A 23,587-nucleotide genomic window follows, 5' to 3' on the forward strand; every position below is an offset into this window, starting at 1 on the left:
CCCGGGAGCGAGCGCCGCGGCCGGAACCGGAACGATCAGGCGGAGCCGCCCCACCCAAGGCGCACGTCCGCCGATGTGCCCGAACAGGGAGGAGACCGACGCCATGTCCGACCGCGACCCGCAGCCGGTGGAGCGTCAACTGCCCACGGAAGAGGCGAGGGATCTGCTCGCGCTCGTCCGTGAGATCGCTCAGCGCGAGATCGCGCCGAACGCGGCCGAGGAGGAGGACGCCGGACGCTTCCCGCGCGAGGTCTTCACCCTGCTCTCGGAATCGGGCCTGCTGGGCCTGCCGTACGGCTCGGAGTACGGGGGCGGCGACCAGCCGTACGAGGTCTACCTCCAGGTCCTGGAGGAGCTCGCGGCGGCCCGCCTCACCGTCGGCCTTGGCGTCAGCGTGCACACGCTCGCCTCCTACGGCCTCGCCGCGTACGGCACCAAGCAGCAGCAGGTCGAGCACCTGCCCGCGATGCTCGGCGGTGGCCTGCTCGGCGCCTACTGCCTCTCCGAACCGGCCTCCGGCTCCGACGCGGCCTCCCTGCGCACCAAGGCCGTCCGCGAGGGCGACCACTGGGTGCTCGACGGCACGAAGGCGTGGATCACCCACGGTGGCATCGCCGACTTCTACACGGTGATGGCCCGCACCGGCGAGGACGGCCCGCGCGGGATCACCGCCTTCCTGGTGCCCGGCGACGCCGAGGGGCTGAGCGGTGCGGCGCCCGAGAAGAAGATGGGCATGAAGGGCTCGCCCACCGCCCAGGTCCACTTCGACGGCGTCCGCGTCTCCGACGACCGGCGGCTCGGCGAGGAGGGCCAGGGCTTCGCCATCGCCCTGTCCGCGCTCGACTCCGGACGGCTCGGCATCGCCGCCTGCGCCATCGGCGTGGCCCAGGCTGCTCTGGACGCGGCCGTCGCGTACGCCACCGACCGCCGCCAGTTCGGCCGGCCCATCTCCGACTTCCAGGGCCTGCGGTTCATGATCGCCGACATGGCGACCCAGATCGAGGCCGGCCGCGCGCTCTACCTCGCGGCGGCCCGCCTGCGCGACGCGGGCAGGCCGTTCGCCAAGCAGGCCGCCATGGCCAAGCTGCACTGCACGGACGCGGCCATGAAGGTCACGACGGACGCCGTGCAGATACTCGGCGGCTACGGCTACACCGCCGACTTCCCCGTCGAGCGCTTCATGCGCGAGGCCAAGGTCCTGCAGATCGTCGAGGGCACCAACCAGATCCAGCGGATGGTCATCGCCCGTCATGTGGCGGGACCAGAGGGTCGCTGAACTGCCCCCTGAGGACCGTCGGGGCCGCCAGCCTGACCCACTCCGGGTCGTGGCGGCCCGGCAGGGTGCGGCCCCGGTCGGCCCAGGCGCGCAGCAGATCACGGTAGATCGGCGGGTCCGGGGCGGGCGGGGGCGGCGGAACCGATTCTGCGGGCCGGGGGACGAAGATGCGGCGCTGACGCCCGGTGACGGAGTTCATGGGGGTCATGCCTGGGCAACGCGACCGCGGCCGGACAGGTCACCGCCCGGCGGAATCGGGCGTGCGTTCAACCGCGTCCCGCCGCGCCGGGTGGGCTGACGCGACGTCAACCCACCCCCGTACGGCGGCTCAGGCGGCCTCGCCGCGCATCACCGGGACGCGCAGCGGGCGCGAGCCCGGGCCGCCGGCGTGCGAGAAGGGCTGCGTCCGCCAGTCCAGCCCCTGAGGGAGCGTCAGCAGCAGGGCGGTGTCCTGTTCCTGCGGCAGGACGGACTCGTCCGCCGGGCGGGCGTCCGCCGCCGCACGGCCCGTCCCCGCGCACACCGTGAGGCCGAACGGATTCCACGGCGAGGCGCACAGCGCGTGCTCCGGCAGCGCCTCCTCGTCGGCCAGCAGCGCGATGGGCTGCGCGCAGTCCGGGCAGATCACCCGGTACATCTCGAAGGTGTCGTACGGGTCGTCGGCGTCCACGAGGTCGCGTTCGACGCCCTCCGGATCGGGCTCGACGACCGACTGCTGCCGCTTGGGCGTGGAACGACCAGGGCGCTTGACACTCTGCATGGGTTTCTCCCCCTAAGGCTGGGCCGTCAACGGCACTGCGGCCTCGACCACAGCAAGCACTTCCCGCCCGCTCTCGGCGGTAATCGCGCGGGCGGCATGCAGACCGTCCGGCCGCTGTGGCGTTCGTCACATGCCTGGGGCGGGTGCCGCCGGCGGCGGTCCGCGTCCCCCGGTCGGCCCACCGCCCGCCCCGGACATCACGAACCGGGCATGACCTGCGCCGCTGAGGTATCCGAGGAGATCAACCGCACGGTAGGTTCTTGCGCCATGGAGGAGCTGGACCGTCAAATCGTGCAGCTGCTCGTCAAGGACGGGCGGATGAGCTACACAGACCTGGGCAAGGCCACGGGCCTGTCCACGTCGGCCGTGCACCAGCGGGTGCGTCGGCTCGAACAGCGTGGCGTCATCCGCGGCTACGCCGCGGTCGTCGACGCCGAGGCGGTGGGGCTGCCCATGACCGCCTTCATCTCGGTCAAACCGTTCGACCCCAGCGCCCCCGACGACATCGCGGACCGCCTCGCCGGCGTGCCCGAGATCGAGGCCTGCCACAGCGTCGCCGGCGACGAGAACTACATCCTCAAGGTGCGCGTGGCCACCCCGCACGAACTGGAGGAACTGCTGGCCCGGGTCCGCACCCTCGCCGGCGTCTCCACCCGCACCACGGTGGTCCTGTCGACCCCGTACGAGGCCCGCCCGCCGAAGATCTGAACGGCGCCGGGGAACGGGACCGGCCGGAATGCCGGAATGCCGGAATGCCGGAATGCCGGAATGCCGGGAGGTCCGGCCCGATCCCGGCGCCGGGCGCGGTCCTACGGGATACGCGGCTGCCCAAGAGGATGAGGCGGACGCCCCGGTGCCGCGCGCGCCCCGCGCGCGCGAGAGACTGTGGGGCATGAGTGAGCTGTCCGCCGACCACCCGAGCGACCCCCGGACCACCCCGCACACCGTGCTGCTGCGCCGCGGAGAGGTCCACAGTCCCGCCGATCCCTTCGCCACCGCCATGGTGGTGGAACGCGGGCAGGTCGCCTGGGTCGGCTCCGAGGGTGCCGCCGACGCCTTCACCGACGGCGTCGACGAGGTGGTCGACCTCGACGGCGCCCTGGTCACCCCGGCCTTCACGGACGCCCACGTGCACACCACGTCCACCGGTCTCGCACTGACCGGCCTGGACCTGTCCGCCGCCCCGAGCCTGGAGGCGGCCCTCGGCCTCGTCCGGGAGTTCGCCGCCGCCCGCCCCGGCGACCGCGTCCTGCTCGGCCACGGCTGGGACGCCGCCCGCTGGCCCGGCGGCCGCCCGCCGACCCGCGCGGAACTGGACGCGGCCACCGGCGGGCGCCCCCTGTACCTGTCCCGGATCGACGTCCACTCGGCCGTCGTCACCACCGCTCTCCTCGACCAGGTCCCGGGCGTGACCGCCCGCGACGACGCCCCGCTCACCCGCGACGCCCACCACGCCGTGCGCGCCGCCGCCTTCGGCGCCGTCACCCCCGCCCAGCGCGACGAAGCCCAGCGCGCCGCACTCGCCCGTGCCGCCTCCCTGGGCATCGGCACCGTCCACGAGTGCGGCGGCCCGCAGATCTCCTCCGAGGACGACTTCACCGGCCTGCTGCGGCTCGCCGGAGGACTGCCCGGGCCGCGCGTCGTCGGCTACTGGGCGGAACAGGGCGACGAGGGCGTGGCGAAGGCGAGGGAACTGGGCGCGCTCGGCGCCGCGGGCGACCTGTTCGTCGACGGCGCCCTCGGCTCGCACACCGCCTGCCTGCACCAGCCGTACGCCGACGCCGGCCACACCGGCACCGCCTACCTGGACGCCGACGCCGTCGCCCGCCATGTCCTCGCCTGCACCGAGGCGGGCCTCCAGGCGGGCTTCCACGCCATCGGCGACGCCGCCGTGACCGCCGTCGTCGACGGGGTCCGCGCCGCCGCCGAGAAGACCGGCCTCGCCCGCGTCCGCGCCGCCCGGCATCGCATCGAGCACGCCGAGATGCTCACCCCCGAGGCCGTCGCCGCCTTCGCCGAACTGGGCCTGATCGCTTCCGTCCAGCCCGCCTTCGACGCCCTCTGGGGCGGCGAGGACGGCATGTACGCCCAGCGCCTGGGCGCCGAGCGGGCCCGCACCCTCAACCCCTTCTCGGCCCTGCTGCGCGTCGGCGTGCCCCTCGCCTTCGGCTCCGACAGCCCCGTCACCCCGCTCGACCCGTGGGGCACGGTCCGCGCCGCCGCCTTCCACCACACGCCCGAGCACCGGGTCTCGGTGCGTGCCGCGTTCACCGCGCACACGCGGGGCGGCTGGCGGGCCGTGGGGCGCGACGACGCGGGCGTCCTGGTGCCCGGCGCGCCCGCCGACTACGCCGTGTGGCGCACCGACGAGCTGGTCGTCCAGGCCCCCGACGACCGCGTAGCCCGCTGGTCGACCGATCCGCGTTCGGGCACGCCGGGCCTGCCCGACCTCTCGCCGGGCCGTGACCTGCCGGTCTGCCTGCGGACCGTCGTCGGCGGCCGGACCGTGTTCGTAGGGCCGGGCGAGTGATCTCCCGGGGTGGCGCGGCGAAGATCGTCCGCCGCCGCTGTGTCGCCCGACCTGCGCATCCTCGCCGGTCAGCGCGTACCGCAGCACGTCTGCGCAGGTCAGGAGGCTGTTGACAGTCGACTGCCGGGGGCCGGTAGGTTCGGCCGAGTCCACCACCGGACGCCCGACCGGGGAGTGTTCGCCACTCGTCGCAGCGCCGCTGGGTCAGGGACGGTGTGCCGCACCGGGGCACCGTCACTGGGAGCCAGGCTCAGCGCCCGCGCCGACGAGGGAACGTTCCGGCCGGTCGGCAAGGTGTGACCCGGGTGGGGCCCGGACGCTCAGTAGACAACGGCCTTCGGCGGACCCGCAGCCAGCGGGTGCCAGGTCGGCCCGAAGGGCACCGGGCCCCCATCCGCCGCACCGGTCGCGTCCGTCGGACGAACATGCCGAAACGGGGGCTCTTACCCCACTCTTGTGGAATCGACACCCCTGTATGAACCCGATGTCACGTCATCGCAGGCCGCGGCCACTATGGTGGACATCTGCGTACGACATGAAGGGGCAGCAGTGAACGACGGCGACGGGACCCTCGCGGCGAAGGCCCAGGGGAGGCAGTTCGGTCCGCTCGGCACGGCCTTGGTGATCATCCCCACCTACAATGAGGCGGAGAACATCAAGACCATCGTGGGCCGGGTGCGCACGGCCGTCCCCGAGGCCCACGTCCTGGTGGCGGACGACAACAGCCCGGACGGCACCGGCAAACTCGCCGACGAGCTGGCCGCCCAGGACGACCACGTCCAGGTCCTGCACCGCAAGGGCAAGGAAGGGCTCGGCGCCGCCTACCTCGCCGGTTTCCGCTGGGGGATGGAGCACGGCTACGGCGTGCTCGTCGAGATGGACGCCGACGGCTCCCACCAGCCCGAGGAACTGCCCCGGCTGCTCACCGCCCTCAAGGGCGCGGACCTGGTGCTCGGCTCCCGCTGGGTGCCCGGCGGTCGGGTCGTCAACTGGCCCAAGTCCCGCGAATTCATCTCCCGCGGCGGCAGCCTCTACTCCCGCCTCGCCCTCGATCTGCCGCTGCGTGACATCACCGGCGGCTACCGCGCCTTCCGTCGCGAGACGCTGGAAGGGCTGGGCCTGACCGAGGTCGCCTCGCAGGGCTACTGCTTCCAGGTCGACCTGGCCCGCCGCGCGGTCAAGGCCGGCTACCACGTCGTCGAGGTCCCCATCACCTTCGTGGAGCGCGAACTCGGCGACTCCAAGATGAGCAAGGACATCCTGGTCGAGGCGCTGTGGCGGGTCACCGCCTGGGGCGTGGGGGACCGGGTCGGAAAGATCACCGGCAAGGCCAGGGGCAAGGGCGCACAGCAGGCCTAGTGCCCGCTTCCTCCCCCTTATCCCGCACTGAGCCGGACCCAGGCACACTGGGAGCATGACGACTGGTGCTCCGACCTCCTCATCCACCGCACCGGCCCGCCGTTCCCGGCTGCGCAGGTATCTGCCGCTGGGACTCGCCGCGTGGCTGGTGCTGGAGATCTGGCTGCTGACCCTGGTCGCCGGAGCCGCGGGCGGGCTGACCGTGTTCCTGCTGCTGGTGGCCGGCGTCGTGGCCGGTTCCGTGGTCATCAAGCGAGCCGGCCGCCGCGCCTTCCAGAGCCTCAACGAAGCCGTGCAGCGTGGGGGTTCGCCCGAGCGGGGCGGTGGCAACGGCCTGATGATGCTGGGCGGCCTGCTGCTGATCATCCCGGGGATGATCTCGGACGCGATGGGCCTGCTCCTGCTGCTCCCGCCGGTCCAGAAGGCCGTGAGCCGCTGGACCGAGAGCGCCCTGGAGCGCAGGCTCCGCCGGGCCGCCCCGGGCAGCCTGGGCGACGTCTTCCAGCAGGCCCGCATCCACCGCCCCGACGGCAAGGTGGTGCAGGGCGAGGTCGTGCGTGACGACCGCCCCGGGCCGGGGGAGCAGGACCGGCGCCCGCCGCTGGCGCGGTAGGCACCGCCGGGCACAGAGTGGTCGGACCCCGGGCACACCCTCGGGCAGAGAGGCGCAACGCGAAAACCGCGGGCGCCGTACATGATGTACGGCGCCCGCGGTTACTCGCGTTGATCAGCCTCGCGGCTCCCGCTAGGCGGACTTGCGGCTGTCCCGGGGGTGAACGGCGATGTTCATCGCCCCCGAGCGCAGGACCGCCAGACGCTCCTCGAGGACCTCTTCGAGTTCCTCACGTGTCCGGCGCTCCATCAGCATGTCCCAATGGGTACGCGCGGGCTTGGCCTTCTTTTCCTCAGGGCCGTCGCCGTCCACCAGGAGTGCCTGGGCCCCACAGACCTTGCACTCCCACTCCGGCGGGATCTCCGCCTCGACCGAGAAGGGCATCTCGAAGCGATGCCCCTTCTCACATGCGTACTCCACGGCCTGGCGCGGAGCCAGGTCGATACCGCGGTCCGTCTCGTAGCTGGTCACCACGAGGCGCGTACCGCGAAGAGCTCGCTCACTCATGAATCGTGCCTCCCGGGCTTGTCGCCCACAGGACAGGTGTCGCTGTCGTCGTCATCCGGTCAACGTCCGGTCGGCGGTAAAGATTCCCGTCCCGAGTCCCGATCCGGGGCCATGCGTCGCCGTCGTAGCCGCAGCCTTGCTGACCAATGTCGTACCCACCGGCGCCCGGTTTGTCACATCTGCTAGCAGATGTCACCCAGCGTTTCGGCTTCTTTGACGCGCAGTAACGGTACGCCTGGCAGGCCAAAGGCGTACACTACCGCCCTTTCGTGTTGAGTGCTAAATCTTCTCGGGCACCGGGTTCCCGGCCGCCGCGACGGCACGCCGTACCGGAACCCGGGCGAGCAGGGCGAAACCGATGACAAAGAACGCCACCAGAGAGATGATCGCGGACCGGTAGCTTCCGCTGATCTGGTACGTCAGCCCGAACAGCAGCGGACCGAGCCAGCTCATGCCGCGGTCGCTCAGCTCGTACGCCGAGAAGTACTCGGCCTCCTTCCCGGGCGGCACCAGGTGCGAGAACAGCGACCGGGACAGCGCCTGGCTGCCGCCCAGGACCAGCCCGATACCGCAGGCCAGCACGAAGAAGAACACCGGCTCTTTCGCCGGCAGGAAGTACCCGGCCGCCAGCGTCGCGGTCCACGCCACCAGCGACCCGAGGATCGTTCGCTTCGCGCCGTACGTCCGGGCCAGCCGGCCCATCGCGAGCGCACCGGCCACCGCCAGGACCTGTACCAGCAGCACCGCCGTGATCAGCGTGGACTGCCCGAGCCCCAGTTCCTCGGAGCCGTAGACCGAGGCCTGGGTGATGACCGTCTGGATGCCGTCGTTGTAGATCAGGTACGCCAGCAGGAAGGCGAGCGTCAGCGGATGCCGGCGCATGTCCCGCACCGTCGCCGCCAGCTGCCGCAGGCCGGGGGAGGCGGCGCCGGCCGCGCGCTCTCCACGCGCGTGGCGGTCGCGCAGCCGCCGTAGCGGCACCAGCGTGAAGGCGCCCCACCACAGACCGGCGGAGGCCAGGCAGATCCGGACCGCCGCCGTCTCGGACAGTCCGAAGGAGCCGTGTGCCGAGTACAGGACCAGGTCGGCGACGAGCACCAGGGAGCCCGCCGCGTAGCCGAACGCCCAGCCGCGGGAGGAGACGGCGTCACGGTCCTCCGGCGGGGCGATCTGCGGCAGATAGGAGTTGTAGAGCATCGACGCCACGGACTGCGCCGCGTTGGCGACGACCAGCAGCACCCCGCCGAGCAGATAGCGGTCGCCGTCCAGGAAGAACATGCCCGTCGTCGCGGCGGCGCCGGTGTACGCCGCGGCCCCGAGCAGCGGCTTCTTGCGGCCGCCGCGGTCCGCCGCCGCCCCCACCAGGGGCATCAGCACGACCGCCACGATCACCGACAGCGACACGGAGTAGGCGAAGAACGAGCCCGCCCGCACCGGCAGACCCAGGGGGTGCACATAGCCGTCGGCGTCCGCCGCCGACTCGGCGACCGAGGTCAGGTAGGGGCCGAGGAACACGGTGAGGACGCTCGTCGAATAGACCGAGCACGCCCAGTCGTAGAAGTACCAGCCGCGCTGTTCGCGCCGCAGTCCGGCGGCCTCGTCGGCCGCCTGTGCCCGCACGGTTTTGGTGTCCACCCGTGCCCTCGCTTCCCCGCATGTGTGCCGTGCGAAGGCGCGGCCCCGGGTCCTGGGCGGTCAGACCCAGACGCCGCGGTCCTCCATGACCTCGCGCAACGTGTCGATGTGATCGGTCATGATGCCATCGACTCCCAGGTCCAGGAGCCGGTGCATCCGCTCCGGTTCGTTGACCGTCCACACGTGCACCTGCAGCCCGCGCGCGTGGGCCGCGCGCACGAAGCGGTGGTCGACCACGGGCACGCCCGACTGCGCCTCCGGCACCTGCGCGGCCACGGCGGACCGGCGCACCGCGGCCGGCAGCCCCCAGGACCGCAGCCGCAGTCCGAGCACGCCCCGGCTGCCGAACGACGTGGCCAGACGCGGTCCGGCCAGCCGCTGCGCCCGCAGCACACGCGCCTCCGAGAACGAGCCGACACAGATCCGGTCCCAGGCGTCCCTGCGCTCGACCAGCTCCAGCAGGGGCCGCAGCGCCGGCTCCGCCTTCACGTCCACGTTCCAGCGCACCGAGGGGAAGGCCTCCAGCAGCTCCTCGAAGAGCGGCACGGGCTCCTCGCCGCGCACGCGCGCGTGCCGTACGACGTCCCACGTCAGGTCGGCGATACGGCCCGCGCCGTCGGTCACCCGGTCCAGGGTGGCGTCGTGGAAGGCGACGAGCCGCCCGTCCGCCGTGGCGTGCACATCGGTCTCGATGTACCGGTAGCCGAGCGCCACCGCGCGCCGGAACTGCGCCGCCGTGTTCTCCAGCCCGTCGGCCGCACCGCCCCGGTGTGCGAAGGCGATCGGACCGGGATGGTCGAGGTACGGGTGGCGTATGAGGGTCGTCGTCACCGACGCAGTATCGCGCGCGCCGGGGTCCGCGCCGCAACGACCGTGCCTCCCGCCCCGGCCGCCGTCGCGGCGAACACCCGCAGGAACAGCTGGGCCAGCGGGCCGATCGACAGCGCGTACAGCAGCGTGCCGACACCGATGGTGCCGCCCAGGAGGAAGCCCGTGACCACCACGACGACCTCGATGCTCGTGCGCATCAGCCGGATCGACCGGCCGGTGCGCCGGTGCAGCCCCGTCATCAGACCGTCCCGTGGGCCCGGACCGAAGCTCGCCGCGATGTACAGGCCGGTCGCCGCACCGTTCAGCACGATGCCCGCCAGCAGCAGCGGGATCCGGACGGCGAATCCGTGCGCGTCCGGGACGAGGGCGAGGGTGCCGTCCATGGAGAGGCCGACCGCGAACACGTTGGAGACCGTGCCGAGGCCGGGGCGCTGCCGCAGCGGGATCCACAGGAGCAGCACGGCCGCCCCCACGACGATGGAGACGACCCCGATCGTCAGGCCGGTCAGCTTCGCGAGCCCCTGATGCAGCACGTTCCAGGGCTCCAGACCCAGGCCCGCCCTGACGAGAAGGGCCGAACTGGCGCCGTACAGCGCGAGCCCGGCGTACAGCTGGATCAACCGTCGTCCGATGTGGCCCTGCGTGGACACGACGTACCCCCCTGGGTGGTGGCGGTGGCCTGACGCATGACACTCTGTGGCTTGGGATGCGATGCCATCCATGGCCAATTCGGGGAAGGTGGACTGATCGTCATGGCGCAGTGGACCTCTGCGGTGGGTGCCGCGCAGCTCGCCCGGCTGCTCAACTCCCAGCAGGACCGTCCGGCCGGCCCGGGCACGCGCCGCCCGCCGGCCTACCGCGCGCTCGCCGACGGCATCCGGCTGCTGGTCCTCGAAGGGCGCGTCCCGGTGGCCGCCCGGCTGCCCGCCGAACGCGAGCTGGCTCTGGGGCTCTCCGTCAGCCGTACGACCGTCGCCGCCGCCTACGAGGCGCTGCGCACCGAGGGCTTCCTGGAGTCCCGGCGCGGCGCGGGCAGCTGGACCGCCGTGCCGGCCGGGAACCCGGTCCCGGCCCGCGGCCTCGAACCGCTGCCCCCGGAGGCGCTCGGTTCGATGATCGACCTGGGCTGCGCGGCCCTCCCGGCGCCCGAACCGTGGCTGACCCGTGCCGTGCAGGGGGCGCTGGAGGAGCTGCCGCCGTACGCCCACACGCACGGCGACTACCCGGCCGGGCTGCCCGCGCTGCGCGCGATGATCGCCGAGCGCTACACCGCGCGCGGCATCCCCACCATGCCCGAGCAGATCATGGTGACGACCGGGGCGATGGGCGCGATCGACGCGATCTGCCACCTGTTCGGGGGCCGCGGCGAGCGCATCGCCGTCGAGTCGCCGTCCTACGCCAACATCCTGCAGCTCATGCGGGAGGCGGGCGCGCGGCTCGTGCCCGTCGCGATGGCGGAGGGGCTCACCGGCTGGGACATGGACCGCTGGCGCCAGGTGCTGCGCGAGGCCGCGCCCCGGATCGCGTACGTCGTCGCCGACTTCCACAATCCCACCGGCGCCCTCGCCGACGAGGACCAGCGGCGCCGGCTCGTGGACGCGGCCCGCTCGGCGGGCACGGTACTGGTCGCCGACGAGACGATGACCGAGCTGTGGCTGGACGACGAGATCGGGCCCACGGGGATGCCCCGTCCGGTGTGCGGGTTCGATCCGGCCGGGTCCACGGTGATCACGGTCGGCTCGGCCAGCAAGGCGTTCTGGGCGGGCATGCGGATCGGCTGGGTGCGGGCGGCGCCGGACGTCATCCGCAGCCTGGTCGCCGCGCGTGCCTACGCCGACCTGGGCACCCCGGTGCTGGAGCAGCTGGCCGTGACCTGGCTGCTGAGCACGGGAGGCTGGGAACAGGCGCTGGAGCTGCGGCGCGGTCAGGCCCGCGAGAACCGGGACGCCCTGGTGACGGCGCTCCGCCGCGAGCTGCCCGGCTGGGAGTTCGAGGTCCCCCAGGGGGGTCTCACCCTCTGGGTCCGCGCCGGGGGGCTGTCCGGCTCCCGACTCGCCGAGGCCGGCGAACGCGTGGGCGTCCGCGTCCCCTCCGGGCCCCGCTTCGGCGTGGACGGCGCCTTCGAGGGGTACGTGCGGCTGCCGTTCACCGTCGGCGGCGCCGTCGCCGACGAGGCCGCGGCCCGCTTGGCCGCCGCGGCCCACCTGGTCGAACAGGGCGCCTCCCCTTCCACCGAGTCCCCCCGCACGTTCGTGGCATAAGGCGGCCGCCGGCCCCGGGCCCTCGTCCGCCGTCGGGTACGGTGCGGGTGCGCTGTGGCTGGTCGCGCAGTTCCCCGCGCCCCTTACGGGGCTACCCAGCTGCGGGCATGCGTGCCGCTGGGGGCGGCACGGGTGGGCGCAGCGGCACTGTGGCAGCGCCGGGAGGAGAAGCCCACCCCCGGCCCACCACGGCGGCAGCGCTATGCGGGTTCCGCGGCCACCGCTTCCGCAGGAACCGCTTCCGTGGCAACCGCCTCCGTAGTGACCGGCGTCGACTCCACCCCCTCCGCGTCCGCCGGCGTCGTGCGCGAAGGCAGCAGCGCCTCCACCGCCTGCCGGTCGGCCTCGCTGGTCGCGTCGTCGTAGGGGTCAGGTGTGCGCGGCACCTGCAGCCGGTGCACGGCCCCGCTGCCCAGCCGCGCGTACCCCCGCCCCGGCGGAACCTGGTCGAGCGGCGTCGTGTGCGGCCGCACCCCCAGCACGGCCCGCACCTGCGCGGCCGCCGCCGGCCCGAGCACGACACGCGCGCGCGTGTGCTGCCGTACCGCCTCGCTCAGCGCCTCCGCGCTGTCGAACTGCTCGGCCACCACCACGGTCACGTTCGCGGCGCGGCCGTGCCGCAGCGGCACCTGCAGCAGCGCCTGCGGATCCTTGCGCCCGTCCGCCGCCGCGAGGTGGGCGAACGCGGTCGGCCGGTCCAGCAGGAGCCACAGCGGTCGTCTGGTGTCCTCGGGCGGCGGATCGCCCGCCTGCCGGGCCTTGTTGACGGCGACGAGCCGGCGCTCGGTCTCGTGCGCGGCCCACTCCAGGCTGGCCACCGCCCCGGCCAGCCCGCACTCGACGGCCAGGACGCCGTCCCGGCCGGTCAGGCACGCGTACTCGCCGGTGCCGCCGCCGTCGACGATCAGCACGTCGCCGTGGTGGAGGGCCTGCAGGGCGATGGAGCGCAGCAGCGTCGAGGTGCCGCTGCCCGGCTGCCCCATGGCCAGCAGATGCGGTTCCGTGGAGCGGATGCCGGTCCGCCAGACCACCGGCGGCACGTCGCGCTGCTCCTCCCCGTAGGCGAGGGGAAGCGTGCGCGGCATCTCGGTGGGGTCGGTGAAGCCGAGCACCGTCTCGCCCGGCGCCGTCACGAAGCGCTGGGCGGCGATGTCGGTGGGCAGCGGGTCGAGGACGGTCACCGTGAGCTGGTTGCCCTCCTCGTCCCACGCGTAGTGGTACTCGCGGCCCCGGCCCGCCTTGGCGGCGAGCAGCTGCTCGACCCGCGCGCGGGCCTCGGGCTCGCCGTCCGGGAAGTACGCCGGGTAGCGGATCACGAGCCGCCCGACGCGCCCGGCGTCGTCGAACTCGTGCTCGGCGAACGCCTTTTCCCACTCCCCGCCGTGCGCGTACACCGGAGCCGGGTCCTCGGCGGTCGAGAAGTACGGGACGAGGGCCTCGTACAGGGACTGGAGCCGCTGGGCCTGCGACTCGTCGGGCCCGTCGGGTTCCGGCGGGGTGCGATCACGCCCCTGCCAGGCCGCCGCGCCCATCACCGTGACGGCGGCGAGCAGCGGACCGTACGGCACCAGTGCCACCACCAGGACCAGCGAGGCCACCAGGAACAGCAGCGGCCCGCGCTTGTCCTTGGGCGTCTCGGCCCATCTGCGCCGCCCGGCCGAGGCCAGTTGGCGCAGCCCGCGCGTGATGGTGATCAGCGGGTGGAGGACGTCGGTGGCGCTGTCGGCCGCCGTCCGGGCCAGCTCCCGGCTCCGGGCGATCTGCGTGCGGGCGGTCTGCGCGCTGCCGTTGCTCAGAATGCGGGGGAGAGGGCGGCGGGCCACGGCTGTCTCCTGTCGGTGGGTACGGGCAGGACGGGCGGTGTCAGAACTTGATTCCGCCGAGGAGGCTCGCCAGGCTCTCGCCTCCGGCCTTGATGCTCGGCGCGATGGCCGTACTCGCCAGATAGAAGCCGAACAGTGCCGAGACCATGGCGTGGGATGCCTTGAGGCCGTCCTTTCTGAAGAAGAGGAAGACGATGATGCCGAGCAGGACGACGCCTGAGATGGAGAGGATCATTTGCGATCTCCTGGTGTCGAGGGGGGACAGTCACCATGAGTTCTTCCAGGATCACAGAATGTATCTATACGACAAAAGGTGCAACTGGGTGATTTCTGCAGGTTTTCCCCCGGTCGGCGCAGTCGTGCGTGGGCCGGTTGAGCAGGGCACTTGCGCCCGGTGGCGTCTGAAGTGATCTTTACCTCCGGCACTTCGGCTCATGTACGACGCGAGCCAGTACCCTGGCGATTCACCCGAACGGTTGTAAGAGAGGCGGACCGGCCGATGAGCGAAGCCCCCGACCCCGAGGTCGTGGAGCTGGCGACCAAGATCTTCGACCTGGCCCGGCGGGGTCAGACCGAGGCGCTCGTGGCGTACGTCGACGCGGGTGTGCCGGCCGGCCTCACGAACGACCGCGGCGACTCCCTGGTGATGCTCGCCGCCTACCACGGCCACGCCGACGCGGTCCGTGCCCTGCTCGCCCGGGGCGCCGCGGCGGACCAGGTCAACGACCGGGGCCAGACCCCGCTCGCGGGGGCCGTCTTCAAGGGTGAGACGGACGTGATCAAAGCCCTCCTGGAGGGCGGGGCCGATCCCGGTGAGGGCACCCCCTCGGCTACGGACACGGCACGCATGTTCGGCAGGACGGAACTCCTGGAATTGTTCGGCGCACACTGATCCGAACGTTCCTACCAGGTACGACACGGAAAACGGGGGAGGCGGTAAAAGGCCGCCGGAAATACGGTCGCGGCAGCGGAAAGCGCCGGTCATCATGGCGATGTGATTCACGGACGCGATGGCTGGGCAGGTGTTGCCGCACCGCGCGGGCCGTGATGCGGTCCGCGAGGGCCACCGACGAGAGGCAGAGGAAGATGGTCTACAGCAAGCAAGAGACGGCGGGCGCCCCGACGTTGTGTCACGCGGCCAGGTAGTGCGTGGTCCCCGGTTGCGTCGACGCTTGATGTGAGGCTGTTTCCCATGTTCGATCCGGTCATAGCGCCCAGCGGAACGCTGCTCGGCCTGCTTCAGCGCGGCCGCGGCGACGGCACGCTGCACGCGCTCACCGCCCCCCGCGCGGAAGCCCTGGCGGCCCTGAACCACTGTGTGCTCCACGATCCACGCCACGACTGGCACGTGGAGAACCGCTCCCTGTACTGCGCGCGGCTCTACCTCGACCTGGACGGCGAGCTGGACGCCATCGAGGCGCACCTCTTCGACGCCGAGGACGTCCTCGACACCGACGAGTCCCGTACCGGCCTCGCCCTCGCCGTTCTCGGGCACCTCGCCTCCTACGGCCGGCGGGACGCGCTCGAACTGCTGCGCAGGTACGCCGCCCATGGCTCCAACTGGGCCTGGGCCCTGGACGAGCTGGCCCTGAGGGACGACGACGCCGCCCTGCGCGCCCTCGCGGCGCCGGTGCTGGCCCGCTTCCCCGCCGATCCCGAGGGCGAGGCCGAACTGGCCGCGGCCGTCCGCGACGCCTTCGAGCCCCGCCCCTGGCGGCTGTGGGCCGACGATCCCCGCGAATCGGTCGCCACGCGCGTGCGTGCCGCCCAGGAGACGGGCAATTTCGACCGCTGGCAGCGTCAGATGCGGCCCACCGGACCGCGCCCTGGCTGGAGCGTGAACGCCGTCTTCGAGTGGGCTCAGCAGGGCGTCGAACGCGGCGCCGCACTGCATGTCCCCGCCGCCCGCTGCCTGGTCGCCGTCGCCGGCCCCGAGGACCGGCCGGAGATCGTCCGGGCCGCCCGGGACGGCAGCGAGGGCGCCCGCTGCACCGCGCTGCGCTACCTCGCCGACAGCAACGACCCCGACGCCCTCGATCTCATCGAGGCCGCCGCGACCAGCGGACCGGCCGGCGTGGTCGAGGCCGCCGTCGACGCCTTCGAACGGATGCGCTGCGTCGCCGCCGTCGACCGCGCGCGCGGGTGGGCCCACCGGCCCGACGCCCTCGGCGCCGCCGCCGGACGCGTGCTCGCCTGCCGCGGCGGAGCCCGGGACAAGGACCTCGTCCTCGCCGCCCTCCGCGAGGCCGTACGGGGCGAGGGCCCCGACGCGCCGACCCTGTGGACCCTCGTCGACGGCGCCGGACGACTCGGCATCGCCTGCGCGGCCCCCGTGCTGCGCCACATCTACCGCGAGACGGCCTCCTCCCACCTCCGCGGCCGCGCCGCCCGCGCCCTGGCCGCCACCGATCCCTCCTTCGCCACCGGCTTCGCCGTCGAATGCCTCTGGGACTGCGAGGAGACCACCCGCGAACTCGCCGCCCGGCACGCCGAGACCGGCGACACCCGCGTCGTCGAACGCCTCCGCCGCCTCGCCGCCGACCCGGCCGAGGAAGCAGAGGTACAGACGGCCGTACGGAGCCGCATCACCCCGGAGGGCCCGGTGTCCTGACTCCGGGAAGCCGCGTGCCGGTCCGCCGTCAGACGCACCGCCGCCCGGCCCGGTCCCGCCGGGCGCTCCGCGGCCCCGGGCCCCGCCCTTACCGGACCCTACGGCGGAGCCGCTCACGAGACGCGTCAGCGCGCGGAGCGGCCCGGCTCCCGTGCGAGCGGCGGCTGCCTCGACGAGGGGCCTTGTCGCCCCGACCGGGCCCAGCGGGGACGCGAAACAGCAGCCAGACGTGACAGCGGGCGAAGGCGGCCCTCGGCCGTATGACGGCCGGGGCGCCGATGCCGCCGGTCGAGCGCGTGCGGCTGAGAACACCGCTCAGCGGTTGCGTCCCGGCCGGATCCGCCACCGTCGGTGAGAGGCCGGGTACGCGCTCAGCGGTGGCGTGCCGCCACGAAGCGGACCGGCGTGCCGGGCACCGCCTGGGCAGCGGCCGCGAGGTCGGCGGGCCGGACCACGGCGATCACCGGGTAGCCCCCGGTGGTCGGATGGTCGGCCAGGAAGACCACGGGGCGGCCGTCCGGCGGCACCTGGACCGCACCGAGCACCATGCCCTCACTCTCCAGTTCACCGGGCCGGGCCCGCTCCAGCGCGGGCCCCTCCGTCCGCAGGCCGATGCGGTTGCTCGCCGACGAGACCCGGTACCCACGCCCGGTGAACCCCCGTACGGCTTCCGGTGTGAACCAGTCGTCGCGCGGCCCCAGGGCGACCCGCAGCACCAGCTCGGCCGGCGGACGCGGCTGCGGCGCGGCGTCCACGCGCGCGGGCGGTCCGGACGGCCTGCCGAGCGGCAGCACCATGCCCTCGGCGAGCGGTGGCGGGCCGAGCCCGGACAGCAGATCGGTGGCCCGGCTGCCGAGAACCGGCTCCACGGCGACGCCACCGGAGACGGCCACATAGGCGCGCGCTCCCGCCGTGGCCGGTCCCACGTCGAGCACCTCACCGGCCGGGACGACGACCGGGGCGCCCCAGGCGGCGGGGCGGCCCCCCACCGTGACGGCACAGGGCGCGCCCCCGACCGCGACGGTCACCGTGGACCGGGGCCGCAGCGCGCACCCGGTGAGTGTCGTCTCCAGCACGGCCGCGTCCCGCGGATTGCCGACGAGCCGGTTCACGAGCGCCGCGGCGGCGGCGTCTAGCGCCCCGGAACGCGGCACGCCGAGGTGCGCGTACCCCGGCCGCCCGCGGTCCTGCACCGTGGTCAGCACCCCCGCCCGTACGACGACGAGCGCGCGGTCGGTCATGCGATCACCACCGCGACCGTGGACCGGCCGGTCATGTCGTCCCCACCGTCACGAACCGCACCCGGGTGCCGGGGGAGAGCAGGGCGGCCGGGGTGCGGGCGGGGTCCCACAGGGGTGCGTCCGTCGTGCCGATCAGCTGCCAGCCGCCCGGGGACGAGCGCGGGTACACGCCCGTGTACGGGCCCGCCAGGGCCACGGCGCCCGCCGGGACCGCCGTACGCGGGGTGGCCCTGCGCGGGACGTCGTACCGCGCGGGCAGGCCGGTGAGGTAGCCGAAACCGGGCGAGAAGCCGCAGAAGGCGACCGTGAACTCGGTCCCCGCGTGGATACCGGCGACCTCGTGCCCGGCCACCTTCCAGTGCGCTGCGACCGCGGCGAGGTCCGGGCCGTCGTAGCGCACCGGGAGTTCGACCAGCTCCCGCGCGCGCGGGGGAGCGGCCGGAACGGGGGAGTCGGTCAGTTCGGTTGTCCAACGGAGCAGGTCGTCGAGGCCGTCGAGCAGCACCGTACGGGCCGCCGGGACGATCTCGCGCACCCTCAGCGAGCCCTCGGCGCGGCGGCGCAGCAGCTCCGCGTGCAGGGCGCGCGCCTCCTCGGCGGTGGCGAGCTCCACGAGCAGCGCGTCGTCGCCGACCGGCAGCGTCCTCATGCGAACGCCTCCACCGTCACGCCCGCCGCCACCAGGTGCTCCCGCACGCGGCGGGCCAGCCGCACCGCGCCCGGGGTGTCCCCGTGCAGGCACAGCGAACGGGCGCGCACCGCGATGGACGCGCCGGAGTGCGCGGTGACCGTGCCGCCTCGCGCGAGCCCCACCGAGCGCTCCACGACGGCCTCGGGATCGCTCACCACGGCACCGTGCCGGCCGCGCGGCACCAGCGTGCCCTCGTCCGTGTAGGCGCGGTCCGCGAACGCCTCCGGCACGGCCGGCAGGCCCGCCTCACCGGCCAGCGCCAGCAGACGCGAGCCGGGCAGCCCCAGCACGGGCAGGCCGGCGTCCGCCAGGCGCACGCCGTCGACCACAGCACGTGCCTGCTCCTCGTCGTGCACCACCCGGTTGTAGAGCGCCCCGTGCGGCTTGACGTACGCCACGCGCGCGCCCGCCGCCCGCGCGAAGACCTCCAGGGCGCCGACCTGGTAGGCCACCTCGGCGGCCAGCTCGGCGGGCGGCACGTCCATCGAGCGGCGCCCGAAGCCGGCGAGGTCCCGGTAGGAGACCTGGGCGCCGATCGTCACCCCGCGTTCCACGGCCAGCTCGCACACCCGGCGCATGGTGGCCGCGTCCCCGGCGTGGAAGCCGCAGGCCACGTTGGCGCTGGTGACGACGGACAGCAGCTGTTCGTCGTCGGTCAGCCGCCAGCGGCCGAAGCCCTCGCCGAGGTCGGCGTTCAGATCGATCGTGCTCATCGGTCTTTCCGTGTCTCCATGAGTCGTGGTCCGTGGTCGTACGGGGGTGACGGCGCCGGCCGGGGTCAGTCCACGCCGACCACCCGGTACTGCTCGTCCCGGGCGTCGGTCAGGAACATCTGGCCCGGCCCGTGGGTGATCGCGAACGGCGGCCGGGAGGCCGTCACCGCCGCCTGCGGGGTCACCCCGCACGCCCAGAACACCGGGATGTCGTCCGGCCCCACGTCCACCGCGTCGCCGAAGTCCGGCCGGCCGAGGTCCGCGATGCCCAGGGCCGAGGGGTCGCCGCAGTGCACGGGGCCGCCGTGCACGGCCGGCAGCAGGCCGCTCTCCCGGATCGCCGCCCGCAGGTGCTCCGGCGGCACCGGGCGCATCGACACCACCATGGGCCCGCTCAGCCGGCCCGCCGGCCGGCACGGCCGGCCGGTCACGTACATCGGCACGTTGCGGCCCTGCTCCACATGACGGATGGGGACGCCCGCCCGGGCCAGCGCCCACTCGAAGGTGAAGCTGCAGCCCAGCAGGAACGACACCAGGTCGCCGCGCCAGTGCGCCCGGACGTCCGTCGGCTCCTCGACGAGCTCGCCGTCCCGCCACACCCGGTAGCGCGGCAGGTCGGTGCGCAGGTCGGCGCCGGGGGCGAGGACGGTCGTGACCGAACCCGCGTCCGTGACGTCGAGGACCGGGCAGGGGCGGGGGTTGCGCTGGCAGAACAGCAGCATGTCGTACGCCCAGTCCGCCGGGACCGCGATCAGGTTGGCCTGGGTGTGGCCCGCCGAGACGCCGGCCGTGGGGCCGGCCAGGCCCGCCCGGAAACGGGCCCGGGCAGTCTGCGGGCTCCACGCGCGCGCGTGCGGGTCGGCGAGGGTCACCGGACGGTCGTCGGTACGGTTCACCCGCGTCACGCCAGTTCCTTCCCGCGCGTCTCCGGCAGCCCGAGCAGCGCCAGGGCCGCGATGCCGTAGCCGATCGCGCCGAAGACGAGCGCGCCGCCCACGCCCCAGCTGTCGGCCAGGAAGCCGACCAGGGTGGGGAACACGGCGCCCACCGCGCGCCCCGTGTTGTAGGTGAAGCCCTGCCCCGTGCCGCGCACCTCGGTCGGGTACAGCTCGCTCAGGTAGGAGCCGAACCCGCTGAAGATGGCCGACATGCAGAAACCGAGCGGGAAGCCGAGCACCAGCAGCAGGGTGTCGGCGCCCTGCGGGATGTTCGCGTACACCAGGACGCAGATCGCCGAGAGCAGGGCGAACAGCCAGATGGTGCGGCGCCGGCCCAGCCGGTCGGTGAGGTGACCGCCGGTCAGATAGCCGAGGAAGGCGCCGGAGATCAGGAAGGTCAGGTAGCCGCCGGTGCCGACGACGGACAGGCCGCGGTCGGTCTTGAGATACGTCGGCACCCAGGTGGCCAGCGTGTAGTAGCCGCCCTGCACGCCCGTGGACAGCAGGCTCGCGAAGACCGTGGTGCGCAGCAGTCCCCGGGCGCCGTCCCGGCCGGGCCGGAAGATCGCGGTGAACGAGCCGCGCCGCGGGCTGTGTTCGCGGGCCGCCGTCGCCTCCGGGGCGTCGTGCACGCGGCGGCGCAGCCACAGCACGAGCAGCGCGGGGAGCGCGCCGGTCCAGAACATGACGCGCCAGGCCAGGTCGTCACCGGTGAAGGAGAAGACCAGCGTGTAGACGACGGCCGCGAGTGCCCAGCCGACCGCCCAGGAACTCTGGACCGCGCCCAGGGTGCGGCCCCGGTGGCGCGCGCTCGCGTACTCGGCGACCAGGACCGCGCCGACCGCCCACTCACCGCCGAAGCCGAGGCCCTGCAGGGCGCGGCAGACCAGCAGCGTTCCGTAGTCGGGCGCGAAACCGCAGGCCACGGTGAAGACGGCGTAGGTGCTCACCGTGATCATCAGCGCCCGGACCCGGCCCACCCGGTCCGCGAGCACGCCGGCCAGGGCACCGCCGACAGCGGAGACCACCAGCGTGACGGTGGTGAGCAGCCCGGTCTGGCCGCTGTCCAGGCCGAAGTAGGCGGAGAGCGCCACCATGCTCAGCGGCAGGGCGAAGTAGTCGTAGGAATCCAGGGCGTACCCGCCGAAAGCGCCGGCGAACGCGCGTCGGCCGCCCGGGCCGAGGGCGCGCAGCCAGCCGAAGGCGCGGTCCTGGTCGGCGCCTTCACCGTGCGCCGGGCGCACGCCGGAGGCCACGGGCGGGGGTGACGGGGTCATGCTCATGGGCACCTCGCAGAGGGGGACGGAGGGTGCTGGGAAACGAGCCGTGCGGAGCACCGTAGAGGATCGTTCAACGATCCTTCAATACCCCTGTTGTTTCGTTCCCGGGTCTGCGCTTGAATTCCGGGCATGGCAGAGCAGTTGACGGAACTGGCCGACGACCGGGCGCTCCTGGGGCGCACCAGCACCGCCGAGCGGGTCTCGGACATCCTCAGGAGCCGGATCGCCGAGGGCTTCTTCCCGCCGGGCACCCGCCTGTCGGAGGACAGCATCGGCGGGGCGCTCGGCGTCTCCCGCAACACCCTGCGCGAGGCGTTCCGGCTGCTCACCCACGAGCGCCTGCTGGTCCACGAGCTCAACCGCGGCGTCTTCGTCCGGGTCCCCACCGTCGAGGACGTCGAGGACATCTACCGCACCCGGGCCCTGGTCGAGTGCGCCGTCGTCCGGGGCCTCGGCGACCCGCCGTACCCGCTGGAGGAGCTGGCCGCCGCCGTCACCGACGGCCAGGTGGCGGCCGCCGAGAATGACTGGAAAGCGCTGGGCACGGCCAACATCCACTTCCACCGCGAGCTGGTCGCCCTCGCCGGCAGCGAGCGCACCGACGAGCTGATGCGCAGCGTCTTCGCCGAACTGCGCCTCGCCTTCCACGTCGTGGACCACCCGCGCCGGCTGCACGAGCCCTACCTCGTCCGCAACCGCCGGCTGCTCGAGGCCCTGGAGGCGGGCGACCGCCGGGAGGCGGAGCGGCTGCTGGAGACCTATCTCGCCGACTCCCTCCAGCGGGTCGTCGAGGTGTACCGGCGCCGGGTGGACGGCACCCCGTAGCGGCACCGGGACGTCGTTTGGGCCGTTGTCAGACCGAGGACCTAATCTGTGCACCGTGACTTCGCCTGCACCGACGGACCGTGTTCCGCCCCAGCTCAGCGCGGGGCCGCGCCCCGCTCCGGGGCCGGCCGCCGACGAGAGGCTGGCGCGGCGGCTGCGCGCGCTCGCCTGTACCGCGCCGCTGCACGACCTCGATCAGCGCAAGGCCAACCTCGCCGGTGAGTACTCGGTCTACGGCATGGCCGAGGTGGCCCTGGCCGCCATCGACCTGGTCACGCTGAACATGGACTTCGACACGGGCGCCGACCACGAGCAGATCGTCGCCCGGCTCATCCCGCGCATCGCCGCCCAGGCCCCGCGGCGGCCCGTCGCCGAGCACGAGCGCGTGGCCCGCTGGGTCCTGGAGAACCTGATCAACGTCGGCAGCGTGGACCGCGGCTTCCGCGCGGTGTACGGCACGTTCGCCCCCGACGGCACCTACGTCCGCCGGGACTACGACTTCAAGCTGATCGAGGAGGTCCCCGGCCCCGGCGGCACGGTCTACCTCCGCACCACCGACGAGGCCGTCAACGTGCTGGTGGGCGCCCTCGACACCGACGTCACCAGCGCCCAGATCGCCGCCGAGGTCAAGCTGGAGGTGCTGATCAGCCGCGGCCGCCTCGCCGACGCCCAGCTCGCCGCCGAACAGGCCCGCTACCGCACCGTGCAGTACTCCGAGACCTTGCGCCGGGCCCTGGACGCCACCCGGCGCAACGTGCGCGCGGTGGACTGGCTCAGCGCCGTCCCCGACATGATCGCCGAGGCCCTGGAACACGTCGCCGACCGGTACCGGCACGAGAACGCGATCCTCACCAACATCCGCAAGGCGCGCGACGAGACGGAGGACCCCGAGCACAAGCGGCGGGCCGCCGAGCTGGTCGACATCGTCAAGGACTGCATCCGCCGCCACACCCAGCTCCAGTCCCGCCTGCTGGAGGCGGGCCCCCTCTTCCGCGCCGAACAGGACCGGCAGGCCTTCGCCACACCCGCCGCGACCTCCGGCATCGACCTGTACGGCCATCTCGTCGCGCCGGCCCTGCCGTTGCCCCTGGAACAGGCGGTCCGGGTCACCGACGCCTTCTTCGCGCGCGGAACCGGGCCGCGCACGCCGGTGTCGGTCAGGGTGAGTGACCTGGTCGGGATACTGCTGACGCCGCCCCAGGAACGGGAGCACCTGGGCGCGGAGATGCCCGAGCCCGACCTCATCGCCACGCCGGACGACAGCCGGTTCAGCGAGGAGCAGCTGGCGTCCGCCATGGAACTGCTGGACCTGCCCGCCGACGCGCCGCGCAGACTGTCCGGGCTGCTCGCCGACGCCCGCGCGCAGGATCCCGACCTGCCCTATCTCGTCGCGCTGCTGGCCGTGCACGCGGCCAGCCCCCCGGTCGGCACCGCCTACCGGCAGGGCGAGGAGAAGCTGCTGTTCGCCGTGGACGACGGCACGGAACTGGACGACCCCGAGTTCGGCGGGGCCGACCTGATCGTCGGCACGGCCCTGCTGGACGCGGCGGGCATGGCGGCCGACCGGACGGAGGCCGCGTGAGGGACCTACCGGCGGCGCCCCCATCCGGCGCCGTACTCAAGACCGCCGCGCCCGCAGCCGGCGCCGTTCCCAAGGCTGCCGCGCCCGCGCCGCGCGCCGTTCCCAAGACCG

Annotated in this window: 22 protein-coding genes; 10 read left to right on the forward strand and 12 right to left on the reverse strand. The window is 73.6% G+C overall.

What is annotated here, in order from left to right; translation table 11 throughout:
- Positions 1-103: 103 nt before the first annotated feature.
- Complete coding sequence (locus DBP14_RS29940; protein WP_129310380.1) at positions 104-1,276, forward strand: acyl-CoA dehydrogenase family protein; 1,173 nt, start codon at positions 104-106, stop codon at positions 1,274-1,276.
- 328 nt (positions 1,277-1,604) lie between these two features.
- Here the strand turns inward: DBP14_RS29940 and DBP14_RS29950 are convergent, their stop codons facing one another.
- Positions 1,605-2,036, reverse strand: a complete 432-nt coding sequence (locus DBP14_RS29950; RefSeq protein WP_129310382.1) for a hypothetical protein — start codon at positions 2,034-2,036, stop codon at positions 1,605-1,607.
- Between the two features lie 267 nt (positions 2,037-2,303).
- Here DBP14_RS29950 and DBP14_RS29955 point away from each other — a divergent pair, with 267 nt between their 5' ends.
- The 4 genes from DBP14_RS29955 (at position 2,304) to fxsA (ending at position 6,538) form a co-directional block, all read left to right on the forward strand.
- Complete coding sequence (locus DBP14_RS29955) at positions 2,304-2,744, forward strand: Lrp/AsnC family transcriptional regulator (protein WP_129310384.1); 441 nt, start codon at positions 2,304-2,306, stop codon at positions 2,742-2,744.
- A 184-nt stretch (positions 2,745-2,928) separates the two neighbouring features.
- Positions 2,929-4,566, forward strand: coding sequence for an amidohydrolase (locus tag DBP14_RS29960; RefSeq protein ID WP_129310386.1), 1,638 nt, complete (start codon positions 2,929-2,931; stop codon positions 4,564-4,566).
- Positions 4,567-5,115: 549 nt separating this feature from the next.
- Positions 5,116-5,925 (forward strand): polyprenol monophosphomannose synthase, encoded by an 810-nt coding sequence (locus DBP14_RS29965; RefSeq protein ID WP_241741068.1) that lies wholly within the window; start codon positions 5,116-5,118, stop codon positions 5,923-5,925.
- A gap of 55 nt (positions 5,926-5,980) precedes the next feature.
- A complete protein-coding gene (gene fxsA, locus DBP14_RS29970) occupies positions 5,981-6,538 on the forward strand; it encodes an FxsA family membrane protein (RefSeq protein WP_129310390.1) in 558 nt (185 codons plus the stop codon).
- 132 nt (positions 6,539-6,670) lie between these two features.
- Here fxsA and DBP14_RS29975 read toward each other — a convergent pair whose 3' ends face one another.
- The 4 genes from DBP14_RS29975 to DBP14_RS29990 all read right to left on the reverse strand — a co-directional run bounded on the left by DBP14_RS29975 (position 6,671) and on the right by DBP14_RS29990 (position 10,161).
- A complete protein-coding gene (locus DBP14_RS29975; RefSeq protein WP_003977404.1) occupies positions 6,671-7,045 on the reverse strand; it encodes an RNA polymerase-binding protein RbpA in 375 nt (124 codons plus the stop codon).
- A 279-nt stretch (positions 7,046-7,324) separates the two neighbouring features.
- Positions 7,325-8,680: an MFS transporter gene (locus tag DBP14_RS29980; protein WP_129310391.1), complete on the reverse strand. Its 1,356-nt coding sequence runs from the start codon at positions 8,678-8,680 to the stop codon at positions 7,325-7,327.
- A gap of 60 nt (positions 8,681-8,740) precedes the next feature.
- Complete coding sequence (locus tag DBP14_RS29985) at positions 8,741-9,511, reverse strand: glycerophosphodiester phosphodiesterase (RefSeq protein ID WP_129310393.1); 771 nt, start codon at positions 9,509-9,511, stop codon at positions 8,741-8,743.
- Positions 9,508-10,161, reverse strand: a complete 654-nt coding sequence (locus tag DBP14_RS29990; RefSeq protein ID WP_129310394.1) for a hypothetical protein — start codon at positions 10,159-10,161, stop codon at positions 9,508-9,510. Before DBP14_RS29990 ends, DBP14_RS29985 begins: the two co-directional genes overlap by 4 nt.
- 102 nt (positions 10,162-10,263) lie before the next feature.
- Here DBP14_RS29990 and DBP14_RS29995 point away from each other — a divergent pair, with 102 nt between their 5' ends.
- Positions 10,264-11,772: a PLP-dependent aminotransferase family protein gene (locus tag DBP14_RS29995; RefSeq protein WP_129310396.1), complete on the forward strand. Its 1,509-nt coding sequence runs from the start codon at positions 10,264-10,266 to the stop codon at positions 11,770-11,772.
- Positions 11,773-11,972: 200 nt separating this feature from the next.
- Here the strand turns inward: DBP14_RS29995 and DBP14_RS30000 are convergent, their stop codons facing one another.
- Together DBP14_RS30000 and DBP14_RS30005 are read right to left on the reverse strand one after the other, a co-directional pair.
- Positions 11,973-13,595, reverse strand: coding sequence for a hypothetical protein (locus DBP14_RS30000; RefSeq protein WP_129310398.1), 1,623 nt, complete (start codon positions 13,593-13,595; stop codon positions 11,973-11,975).
- Between the two features lie 40 nt (positions 13,596-13,635).
- On the reverse strand, positions 13,636-13,830 hold the full coding sequence (locus DBP14_RS30005) for a hypothetical protein (RefSeq protein ID WP_037742059.1): 195 nt from the start codon (positions 13,828-13,830) through the stop codon (positions 13,636-13,638).
- 264 nt (positions 13,831-14,094) lie between these two features.
- On the opposite strand from DBP14_RS30005, the gene DBP14_RS30010 reads away from it, so the two are divergent.
- Positions 14,095-14,487 (forward strand): ankyrin repeat domain-containing protein, encoded by a 393-nt coding sequence (locus tag DBP14_RS30010; RefSeq protein ID WP_129310406.1) that lies wholly within the window; start codon positions 14,095-14,097, stop codon positions 14,485-14,487.
- Between the two features lie 300 nt (positions 14,488-14,787).
- Positions 14,788-16,206 (forward strand): HEAT repeat domain-containing protein, encoded by a 1,419-nt coding sequence (locus tag DBP14_RS30020; RefSeq protein WP_129310408.1) that lies wholly within the window; start codon positions 14,788-14,790, stop codon positions 16,204-16,206.
- A gap of 371 nt (positions 16,207-16,577) precedes the next feature.
- Here DBP14_RS30020 and DBP14_RS30025 read toward each other — a convergent pair whose 3' ends face one another.
- The 5 genes from DBP14_RS30025 to DBP14_RS30045 all read right to left on the reverse strand — a co-directional run bounded on the left by DBP14_RS30025 (position 16,578) and on the right by DBP14_RS30045 (position 21,072).
- On the reverse strand, positions 16,578-17,447 hold the full coding sequence (locus DBP14_RS30025; RefSeq protein WP_129310410.1) for a biotin-dependent carboxyltransferase family protein: 870 nt from the start codon (positions 17,445-17,447) through the stop codon (positions 16,578-16,580).
- 31 nt (positions 17,448-17,478) lie between these two features.
- Complete coding sequence (locus DBP14_RS30030) at positions 17,479-18,096, reverse strand: allophanate hydrolase subunit 1 (protein ID WP_129310412.1); 618 nt, start codon at positions 18,094-18,096, stop codon at positions 17,479-17,481.
- Complete coding sequence (locus DBP14_RS30035) at positions 18,093-18,851, reverse strand: 5-oxoprolinase subunit PxpA (protein WP_129310413.1); 759 nt, start codon at positions 18,849-18,851, stop codon at positions 18,093-18,095. Before DBP14_RS30035 ends, DBP14_RS30030 begins: the two co-directional genes overlap by 4 nt.
- 65 nt (positions 18,852-18,916) lie before the next feature.
- Positions 18,917-19,747 carry a putative hydro-lyase gene (locus tag DBP14_RS30040; protein ID WP_129312155.1) on the reverse strand — a complete coding sequence of 277 codons (831 nt, stop codon included), beginning with the start codon at positions 19,745-19,747 and terminating at the stop codon, positions 18,917-18,919.
- A gap of 5 nt (positions 19,748-19,752) precedes the next feature.
- The gene (locus DBP14_RS30045) at positions 19,753-21,072 is read right to left on the reverse strand and encodes an MFS transporter (RefSeq protein WP_129310415.1); all 1,320 of its coding nucleotides are present in this window, start codon (positions 21,070-21,072) and stop codon (positions 19,753-19,755) included.
- A 126-nt stretch (positions 21,073-21,198) separates the two neighbouring features.
- Between DBP14_RS30045 and DBP14_RS30050 the strand changes: the two genes are divergently transcribed.
- Together DBP14_RS30050 and DBP14_RS30055 are read left to right on the forward strand one after the other, a co-directional pair.
- Positions 21,199-21,894, forward strand: a complete 696-nt coding sequence (locus DBP14_RS30050) for a GntR family transcriptional regulator (RefSeq protein ID WP_129310418.1) — start codon at positions 21,199-21,201, stop codon at positions 21,892-21,894.
- Between the two features lie 55 nt (positions 21,895-21,949).
- Complete coding sequence (locus DBP14_RS30055; protein ID WP_129310420.1) at positions 21,950-23,476, forward strand: hypothetical protein; 1,527 nt, start codon at positions 21,950-21,952, stop codon at positions 23,474-23,476.
- Positions 23,477-23,587: the final 111 nt, after the last annotated feature.

This window comes from Streptomyces sp. L2, assembly GCF_004124325.1.
Lineage (GTDB): Bacteria > Actinomycetota > Actinomycetes > Streptomycetales > Streptomycetaceae > Streptomyces.